Source organism: Bradyrhizobium genomosp. III (assembly GCF_000261705.1).
Classification (GTDB): Bacteria; Pseudomonadota; Alphaproteobacteria; order Rhizobiales; family Xanthobacteraceae; genus Bradyrhizobium; species Bradyrhizobium ottawaense.
This window is the reverse complement of record NZ_AJQF01000482.1, coordinates 26,819-36,286: the sequence shown is the minus strand read 5'-3', so window position 1 is coordinate 36,286 and position 9,468 is coordinate 26,819. Positions and strand designations below refer to the sequence as shown.

Below are 9,468 nucleotides of genomic sequence, written 5' to 3'. Positions count from 1 at the left end.
GAAAAACCCGCCGCCACCGGCTATCCGGTGGATCGGCGGTCTATAGTCGAAGGTCGCTGGGTCGAAGGTGGCTGGCCTCTCAGGAGGCTCTTAGCCAAGCGTTCCCGCGCTCACCGAACGTACCAATAGCCCCACCAGCGTTGGGACACTGGACGCGCCTGCGCCTTCATGGCGGCGACTTCCTCGACGGAGCGAAGCTGCGGGCCGTAGATCGCGGGCGGATAGACGTCATCCCACAGCACGACCCCGGTTTGGGCGTAGGCCGCCCGCTGATGTGCCGGCGCAAGCGCGAGCTCGGCGGCCGGCGCTACGGATGCTGTCAAAACGAGGCCGAGAGCGGACAGGGCAATGGATGGAATAAGAGCGCGGACGGTCATTGGATTGAATCCCTCGTAATATGAGATGCGAAATAATGCGACGGGTCCCGAATGGTTGCAAGGGCATGGATTGGTCGGTTGGCCCGAAATTTCCTGTTCGTGGGAAGGCGTGCCAGGTCCCGTTCGACGGCAGCAGCCTTTGGACAGAACAGGATCGCGAAGGCATCTCTCTATATAGAGTGACTCTAATAGAGCGATCTTGATCGCAGAGTTTGATGCACGAGTTATGCCGCATGCACGTAAGAGGTCAGGCATGAACAATCTTTCGGCGCCCGAAGTCGGCAAGAACCATGATGTCGACACACTGCTCGCTCTTGATGAGTCCCGGACTATCTAGGGCGACTCCTATGACTTCTGCATTCCTCTCCGCTTTCATCTTCGGCGCTGGCCTCACCTTGGGATACGCGCTACGCGCTTGGCGCGTGCAACGAAGCCCTGCGAGCTCATCCCGCGGCGCCTCGCGCCGAATGACCGGACCGACTCCCACCTCGACGTTCGGCCACGCCCGACGAGCCTTTTAGGCAACGTCCGATTCGCTGGCGGGATCTCACTGGTACGAATGGGGCATGACGAGATGAGCGAACCCAAGAAGGATGCGCCGCGGCGTTACATCGTCGATGGCGCCGGACAACGCGTGCTTGTCGGGCTGACGATCTCGGAGACGGTCGAGTTCGAAGCGCTGGATAATCCGAGCTCCCGCCCCGGCGCCGATTTGCTTGTCGAGGCGCGCCGTGTCCGCCAGGACAGACATGGGGAGCGCTGGCTGGAGCTTTACGTCAAGCACGAGCGAGCCTGGAACGATTGGATGGCTGAAACACGTGCGCGGCTGGAAAAGCCCCGCTTGCTCAACTAGATCCGCTCGAGGTCGATGCCCATGGTCCGATAGGCGAGCCGTCGCGAACCAAGGCTCCACGTCATACCGCGAGCATGCGGCTGCCCTGGATGCTCATCAGGGTGAGGTTACCGGTCGCATAGGCACCGGTGTCGATGTTGACGCGGCTCGCCATGAATTCGGCACTACGGACCGGCGTATGGCCATGCACGATATACTTGCCGAATTGCTCCTCGCTGCGCAGGAACTCTTCGCGAATCCAGAGCAGATCGCGCTCCGTCTGCTCGGCCAGCGGAACGCCTGGGCGAACGCCGGCGTGAACGAAGAAGAAGTCCCCGCAACTGAAGCTCAGCCGCAGATTGTCGAGGAATTCCAGATGCTCGGTGGGCATCGCCCGAATCAGATCGCGCATGATCGATGCCGGCTCGTCGCGCTTCAGGTCCGGCGGCGCAAGCCCGTAGGACATCAGTGTCTGGGTCCCGCCGACGGCAATCCAATCCTCGAATAATGAGGGATCTTCGAACACCCTCACCAGAAATGCCTCGTGATTCCCTTTGAGGAAGACTGCGTTGCCCCGGCGGCTCCGTTCGATCAGGACGTCGAGGGTGGAGCGCGTATCCGGGCCGCGATCGATGTAATCGCCCATGAAGACCTCGACCGCGTAGCGCGGCCGGCTGCAGGCGACGTCGGCGTCGATCACCCGCAACATCGGCTGGAGCAAATGTGCACAGCCGTGAATGTCCGAGATCGCATAGATGCGGACTCCCTCCGGCAATTGCGGTTTGGGAATAGGCGGGCGTGGTCGGGCGAGAGATATCATGGCGCTCAATCGATCGGGTGGTTGAAAAATTTCCCCAAGTCGCCGGCACCGGAGAGCTTCCATCTAACACGAACGACGTGAATTCGGTGAAGGAGCGTCCTTGTTCTCCGGCTCGATCACGCCAAAAGAAGGGCGGCATTTTTTGCCGACCTTGTTCGGCAATCGACAGCGCGAATGGCGCGGCCCGCGGGAATTGCATCGCTGAAGGCGAGCGTGCAGCAAAGATGCATGCCTGGGCGCAATTTCGCATCGCACGCCCAGATAGAAAATCATCGAAATTCTCGCAAATGGCTCATTGTGCTTCGTCGAAGGATCGCGTCGCCTGAAAGATGAGCGAAGAGGTGCTCGCGCGATGGCCAAGCATCGCGATGGACGTGGAACTTGATTCAAAATAGGGCAACGCGTTCGCTCGTATGTCATCACTGTGACGACATTTTCAGCGCGTCGAATTTCGCTGCGCATTTCAACACGACGCATGATCCGTGCGCCGCAAAAGTTTTGCGTGCAACGCCACAATGTCGCTGCGATCACTCAACACTTTCCGTGCGGGGCAGTGACGAGTCTTCAGCATCACGATGAGCGTCAGGCACACTCTCGATAGGCAGAGGTTCGAATGGCTGTTGCAACTTATGGTTCTGAAAACGCTCACGCGCTGTCGTCGACGCGAGGTGGCGCTCTTCAGAGGCCATTTCAGATCGTCGTCATGGCGGCTGACTTTCTGCTGATCTTGTTGAGCTATGCCGCCGGGGCTTCGCTGTACGGCGCCGCCGTCGCTTCGCCCACCGACGGCGCTTCGGTGGGAGCGGGGTTGTTTGTCGGCGTGGTGTTCGTCGCAGTCGCCTATTTCCGGGACGTCTATGCCACGCACCGGCTGCTCAACATCGTCTGGCAGCTTCGAAAGGCGGTGTTAATCTGGCTGACGTCGCTGACGATCCTTGCTGTTGCGGCGTTCCTGCTGAAATCGACCGACAATCTGTCCCGCGGCACCGTCATCGTGTTCGCCGTGATCGGCGGACTTGGTTTGGTCAGCCTGCGCTTCGTCTGGCAGGCGGTGTTCGGCACGAGCTTTGCGCGAAGCCGGTTGGTCGATCGCAAGGTGATCCTGCTCAGCCTCAAGCCGCTCGACTTCACCTCCAGCCGCTTCAAGGACCTGCGGCGGAATGGCTTCGACGTCACGCGCCATTTCGTGCTCGGCGACGACCGGGATGATGGCCATTGGGAGCGGCAGATTCGCGACGTGATCCGTCAGTCGCGCTCGGCCGACGTCGATGAATACCTGCTTGCGATCGACTGGAACGAATTGCCGATGCTCCGTAAGCTCGGGCCATATCTGCGCGCCGTCCCCCAGCCGATACGCCTGCTGCCGGACGATCCGGTCGCCGATCTGGTGGCTCGTCCCTTCCTGCCGGTCAGTGGAACCGTAGCGGTCGAAATCCAGCGGCCGCCTCTCACCATTCTCGAACGGCTGCAAAAGCGCTGTCTCGACGTCGGCGTGGCCCTGTTCGCGCTCGTAATCTTGACGCCGCTGCTGCTCACCGTTGCCGTGCTGATCAAGCTGGATTCCCCGGGAGCCGTCATATTCCGCCAGTCGCGCCGCGGCTTCAATGGCAGGCCGTTCGAGATCTGGAAGTTCCGGAGCATGACCGTCTGCGAGAACGGCGAAACGATTGCCCAGGCGACCAAGCGGGATGCTCGGGTCACCAAGATCGGGCGCTTCCTTCGTATGACGAGCATCGACGAACTGCCGCAGCTCTGGAACGTGCTGCGCGGGGACATGTCGCTGGTTGGACCGCGTCCGCACGCGCTGGCCCATGACAATTACTATGACGAGATCATCAGCAAGTACGTCTACCGCCATCACATGAAGCCGGGCCTGACCGGCTGGGCCCAGGTGAACGGCTTCAGGGGGGAAACGCCGACGATCGATCTGATGGAGAAGCGGGTCGAATATGACGTCTGGTACGTCAGCAACTGGAGTATCTGGCTCGACCTGAAGATTATGGCCCGGACGGCGTCCGCAGTGATGTTCCAGGAAGCTTACTAGTCGTTTGATTTCTTCACTGTCCGGAACCTGCCAGCTTAAGGAATCAGGTTCCGTCTCTCGACGACCTGCTGAAGAGCCGCATGATCGCGTCGCGCAAGGCAAGCAACGGCGGCACCAGCACGAAGAAAGCCCCCATCGCAACGGAAACGATGACATGGCGGATCGAGAAGGGTTCGTCCTGCTCGATTTCCCTTTGACTCGGGTCGATGGGCGCGGGTGAGAGCGTCGTCGCCATTGGCTGCGGACGCGGCTTGCGTGGAGGAACCACGATCAACACGAACAGGATGTTGAGCAGAACCCAAATAGTCAAAATCGTCAGGACGATCAGCATTCCGAGCCCGCCGGAAATGAACGACAAATATCAGCCGAGGTTAGCCTCAGGGAACCCAGAAAGAAAGATGCCCAAAGTTTCAGCATTTTAAAGCATCGAGGACCGGATTGTCTCGTCTTGCCGATGAATGGTTGCCAATTGGCGCACTGTCCTAGCCATCGCAGCCTTCGTCAATCCTTGCTTTTGGCTAGAGCAATAACTGCAAGTTGTGGATTCCGGGCGAATACGGAGGCCTCGGCAGTCCGAGGTGGGCTCGGCGCAATCCTCCGTTCGTGTGCGAAGGCGCACTCGCTGCTCTTCAGGCGACAGTTTCGAAGAACGCAAAAAAATTGGCCCGCTGCCAAATGGCAGCGGGCCCGTCGTCTTTAGAAATCGGCTGGGCGCGGCCTGACGCGCCTCCGCCTAGGCATGCTCGACGTAGTAGCTGTTGTGGTGCTTGCCCTTGTACGCCTCGATGCGCTTGAGCATCTTCGGGTTGGCGCGGTTGAGCACGGCGCCGAGCAATTTCTTCTGCAGGACTTCCGACCCGGAAACCGACTCCTGAAGGGCGCTTCGTGTCGTTTGCCCCCACTCGATCACATAGACCATGGCATCGATCAGGAAGCTGACGGCCTTTGAATCCGCCACCGGCATCACCGGGGCAAGATCGATCACGATGTACTCATAGTGCTCTTTCAGCACCTTGAGCAGATCGGCCATCGCCTTCGATCCAATGACGTCTGCCGAATTGACCATGCGGGAGGCCACGACGGACGGCAGGAAATCCAGGCCTGTTTCCTTGCTTCGCTGCACATGGTAGCCGAGGCTGGCCGGATCGCTGAGCGCCTCTACCAGTCCGCTCTTGGCGTTCGGCGCGAGCTCCCGCGTGAGCGAGCGCGTGTGCAGATCGCCGTCGATCAGGACCGTGCGATGCCCGGTGAGGGCGATCAACTGGGCGAAGTTGGCCGCCACCGTCGTCTTTCCTTCCTTGGGAAGGGACGAGACGATGCCAATCACCTTGATCTCGCGGGTCAGGCGCGCAACGTCGATCGACACCTTGATATTGCGCAACGTCTCGGCAAATCGCGAGAATGGATGGTCGACGACGTAGCGGGACAGATCGGGTGGACCGGTCTTCCCGGACGTGGATAGCAACGCGCCGGTCTTCGTCGGCGGACGAATGTCGGGCAGGACCCCGAGGCACTTCACGCCGAGCTCGTCCTCGACCTCGCCAGGGGTCCGCAACACGTCGCTGAGCAGTTCGCGGGCAAAGGCGGCGCCGAAGCCGAGGCAGAGGCCGCCCACCAGGCCGCCCACCAGCGCCAGCACCGTGCGCGGCGAGCTCTTGCGATCCGGCTTGGCGGCGGTGCTGATGAGGCGCGCCTCGCTGAGCGGGAAGCTCTGGTTCTGCGTGGCGCTCTGCAGCTTCTCGAGGAAGTTGTTGTAGAGGTTGCGGTAGGTGTCCGCGGCGCTTTCGAGATCGCGCAGCTTGACTGCAGCCTGGCCGGTATCGCCGGCCTGGGCGACGAGTTCCTTTACGTTCTTCTCGAGCGAGGCTTCTCGGCTCTTTGCGATCTCATAGTCGCTGCGATAGGCGTCGCCGATCCGATGCAGCTCGTCGGCGATGTTCTTGCGCAGCTCCTCCATCTTGTTGGCCAGATTGACCGCAGCAAGATGTTGCTTGCCATAGCGCCGGGACCAGTCGGCATACTGGGCCTGGAGGTCCAGATATTGCGCGCGCAGGCGGGTGATGACCGAGTTGTTGAGAGCATCGGTCACCGTCGATTGTGCGACGTCCTGGTCCGAAATCGCGGTGATCCGGTCGAGCCGGGCCTTGGCTTCGGCCGTCGACGCCCGCGCTTGAACCAGCTGGGTGTTGAGGTCCGACAATTGCTGTTCGGACATCAGGCCGCGGCTGGTTCCGACGATGTTGTTTTCGGCCTTGAAGGTCTGCACGGCACGGTCGCTGGCGGTTGCCTGCTCGCTCAGCTCGATGCTGCGCTGCTGAAGCCATTCGGTCGCCCGCTTGGTCGACTGATATTTGGCTTCCAGGGCGCCGACAAGGTAGGCGCTGGCGACGGCGTTGACGATCTTGGCGGCCTTGTCAGGGCTTCGCGAGCGATAGTTCAGCGACAAGACATAGGTCGTCAGGACACGTTCCGTCCTCAGGTTCTTCTGAACCTGCTCGACCACGGCATGCTCGAGTCGCTCCTGCGACGCCGGTTCTCCGGTGCCGAACAACGACATGAACTTGCCGAGGACGATGGAAAGTAAACCCGGATTGGAGCCATTGAACTCCGGATCGTCCGTCAGCTTCAGGCGACGGACCACCGAGAGGATCAGGTCGTCCGAGTTGATGACCTCGACCTGGCTGTCGACGTATCCGGTATCGATGAGGGCGCTGTTGGCGTTGCTGTCCTTGTCCAGCACCTGCGCCTGACGGGTATCCATCATGATGCGGGCATTCGCCGTGTACATGGGTTGCGCCATGATCAGATAGACGATCACCAGCGCCAGCGAAGCGCCGGTGCACACCGCGATGATCGGCCATTGCCGGCGCAGGACATCGGCCACGCGTTCGAAGCTGAGGACTGCTCCGCCGAATTCGATGCCGAATCTGTGACCCGACGGAAAATGTTCTCTAGGCTGATACATTTGTTAATTCGCTGCCTTTTGACGATCGCTGATCAATTCGGAAGGGGGACGGGCTTGAACGGGTTGGCCAGCTTGGTCTTCCACTCGCCGTCGAGCAGCGCCCCGCCTCGGGGCGGTTGCGCACGGCCCTTGTCTTGGGATTGGGTCTGGGCGCCGGAGGCGTCCTCGCCGGCGGCGGCATAGCCTGCTTGCACGTTGAGATCGCCGATCCGCTGCGTGAAATCCCTGATCTTGCGCGCAGCGTCCGGCTTCGTCGACGTGCACCGCCCTTCGGCGATCCTCAACGCGGCGCCAATGGCTGAACGGTCGGTTGAACTCGACGCCGAGATGAGGGTCTGCACGGACGGCAACACCGAGGGGTTCGTGGCGATAAAGGTGGCGAGCCGATATCTCAGCTTCTCCTTGTCATTGCGCAGCTGTTCCAGAAGCGAGGAGGGCGATTTTACGAACGTGTCGAGTTGGAGCTGCGAGGCACGATCCGTAAATTCGACGCACTGGGCGCGGCAAGCATCGATGCTCGCCACCATCAAGGCAGAAGCTGCCAAGATGATCGGTAGCCATCGCGATCTCGCAAGACGACGTGTTAGTCCGCAACCCATCTGTGTCCCTTGCTCCCTGTTGCAATAGGAGAACACGTGAAACTTGGCAGGCAACTGTGTCAATTTTTGTGCGACGCAAAAGCTGCGTGCGCGTGCTCGGTGAGACAACGCGTGCATTGCCTGTTTCGGTCGGTTGCAAAAATGAAGATCTGCAATGCCTGCGAGATCGGCACGCTGGCGCCTAGGAATGTTGCAAACTGAAAACATAAGAGGCGTTGAAAGTCGAAGGGTCGCGAGCATGCGTCGCAAAACCGACACAAGTCGTCACGCGACTCATTGTTCCCCGCTTGCGAAAAATTATCGGTGCGATATGTGGGCATCGTGCTTGCGGAGAGATCAACGTCTTCGCGGTCGGCTTGATCGCAACAGCGCCGAATTTCGCGCACACTTTGCACGCAAATACTCGCAATCATCATGACCGAATTGATTTGCGCGCCGACGCATGTCGATCTCAGGCAAAAAGTGGCGTGAACTTGGCGCTTGCATGTCCGAATGATCTGCGAGGGTTGAAATTATCGTCGACCCTCATGCGTCGAATGCGAGTCCGCGATCGCAGAGATTGAACACGCGCAAGACCTGATACACACTGCTGCGGTGCAATAGCTACGGAATGTTGATGTGACGGAGATGGTTCATCGTGAGAAGGCGCATGTCCTGCCGCTCGATAGCATTCGGGGGATCGCCGCGACGTCGGTGGTGATTCACCATCTCCTGCTGATGCCGACTTTCCTCGCGGCGTTCCCGCACAATGCGTGGATCAATTGCTCGTTCTTCAGAAGCTCCTGGCTGCTGGTCGACTTGTTCTTTGTTCTCAGCGGGATCGTCATGTCGCTCAGCTACGTCGAGAGCGACTTCGGGCGCTTCTCGCTGCGTGAGTTCATGGCGCGGCGCCTGGCGCGGGTCTATCCGCTGCATATCGTCATGCTGATGGCAAATCTTCTGTTTCGCCTCCTGCGGATCGGTCTGGTCATGGCCGGTGTCGTGGTGGCCGCGCCGGCGGCGTTCGAAGTGAACAATGCCTATTCCTTCGGTCTCAACGTCCTGCTGCTGCATTCGATGGGGTTCATCGATTATCTCAGCTGGAATGCGCCGAGCTGGAGCATCAGCGTCGAGTTCTACACATATCTGGTGTTTGGCCTGATCGTGCTGCTGGCCCAGCGCATGCGTTCCCTGCTCTGGTTCTACGTCCTCTGTGGAGCCCTTGCGATTAGCAGTCTGGTCTTCATCATCTTCGTGCTCGACAAGAGGAGCCTCGGGCTTCAGGCCGACTTCGGCATCCTGCGCTGCTTCGTGAGCTTCTTCCTGGGCGTGCTGACGGTGAGGATCGTCGATCGCCTGCCGGCCAAGCCGGGCCCTGCCGTGCAGGGCGTGCTGCAGTTCGCCGCCATGATCGCCAGCATCGCTCTGGTGTCCGTGGCGGAGACCAATCCTGCCGCGACCTTCCTCGCGCCGGTGACGTTCGCGATCTTCCTCGGCAGCTTGCTGGCCTTTCCGGATGCGCTGCTGGTGCCGCGGATGCTGGTGGCCGGGCCGCTGGTCTGGCTCGGGAAACGTTCCTACTCCATCTATATGGTGCACGCGCTCGTGGTGCTGCTCGCTGAATATTTCGTGCGGGCAGTGGGGGCGGGGCGGATCGCCGCGCTGGATTCGGTCTGGGCAGGCCTGCCGGCCACGCTGAATCTCGTCGTCTCACTGGCTGCCGTGCTAGCGGTCTCGCACTTCACTTATCTCTACATCGAAATTCCCGGCGGCAGGTTCATGCGAAATGTGCTCGGAAGCCGTCGGGATTTCGCGCGATCCCCCGCGCCGTCGGCGCGGCTGACGAACTGAG

Annotated in this window: 8 protein-coding genes; 3 read left to right on the top strand and 5 right to left on the bottom strand. The window is 60.4% G+C overall.

All coding sequences use genetic code 11. The annotated features are described in order from the left end of the window. Window positions 1–110: 110 nt before the first annotated feature. Complete coding sequence (locus IC66_RS0138005; protein ID WP_028141813.1) at window positions 111–377, bottom strand: hypothetical protein; 267 nt, start codon at window positions 375–377, stop codon at window positions 111–113. A gap of 574 nt (window positions 378–951) precedes the next feature. On the opposite strand from IC66_RS0138005, the gene IC66_RS0138000 reads away from it, so the two are divergent. Continuing rightward, window positions 952–1,230 carry a hypothetical protein gene (locus IC66_RS0138000; RefSeq protein WP_038972575.1) on the top strand — a complete coding sequence of 93 codons (279 nt, stop codon included), beginning with the start codon at window positions 952–954 and terminating at the stop codon, window positions 1,228–1,230. A gap of 61 nt (window positions 1,231–1,291) precedes the next feature. On the opposite strand, the gene IC66_RS0137995 is transcribed toward IC66_RS0138000, so the two are convergent. Beyond that, window positions 1,292–2,029, bottom strand: a complete 738-nt coding sequence (locus IC66_RS0137995) for a metallophosphoesterase family protein (protein WP_038951075.1) — start codon at window positions 2,027–2,029, stop codon at window positions 1,292–1,294. A gap of 613 nt (window positions 2,030–2,642) precedes the next feature. On the opposite strand from IC66_RS0137995, the gene IC66_RS0137990 reads away from it, so the two are divergent. Continuing rightward, window positions 2,643–4,073: an undecaprenyl-phosphate glucose phosphotransferase gene (locus IC66_RS0137990; RefSeq protein ID WP_038951074.1), complete on the top strand. Its 1,431-nt coding sequence runs from the start codon at window positions 2,643–2,645 to the stop codon at window positions 4,071–4,073. 43 nt (window positions 4,074–4,116) lie between these two features. Here IC66_RS0137990 and IC66_RS0137985 read toward each other — a convergent pair whose 3' ends face one another. The 3 genes from IC66_RS0137985 to IC66_RS0137975 form a co-directional block, all read right to left on the bottom strand. Continuing rightward, window positions 4,117–4,404: a hypothetical protein gene (locus tag IC66_RS0137985; RefSeq protein WP_028141809.1), complete on the bottom strand. Its 288-nt coding sequence runs from the start codon at window positions 4,402–4,404 to the stop codon at window positions 4,117–4,119. 402 nt (window positions 4,405–4,806) lie between these two features. Next, window positions 4,807–7,038 carry a Wzz/FepE/Etk N-terminal domain-containing protein gene (locus IC66_RS0137980; protein ID WP_028141808.1) on the bottom strand — a complete coding sequence of 744 codons (2,232 nt, stop codon included), beginning with the start codon at window positions 7,036–7,038 and terminating at the stop codon, window positions 4,807–4,809. A gap of 32 nt (window positions 7,039–7,070) precedes the next feature. Next, window positions 7,071–7,565: a hypothetical protein gene (locus IC66_RS0137975; protein ID WP_038951073.1), complete on the bottom strand. Its 495-nt coding sequence runs from the start codon at window positions 7,563–7,565 to the stop codon at window positions 7,071–7,073. Window positions 7,566–8,264: 699 nt separating this feature from the next. On the opposite strand from IC66_RS0137975, the gene IC66_RS0137970 reads away from it, so the two are divergent. Beyond that, complete coding sequence (locus tag IC66_RS0137970) at window positions 8,265–9,467, top strand: acyltransferase family protein (protein WP_038951072.1); 1,203 nt, start codon at window positions 8,265–8,267, stop codon at window positions 9,465–9,467. Window position 9,468: the final 1 nt, after the last annotated feature.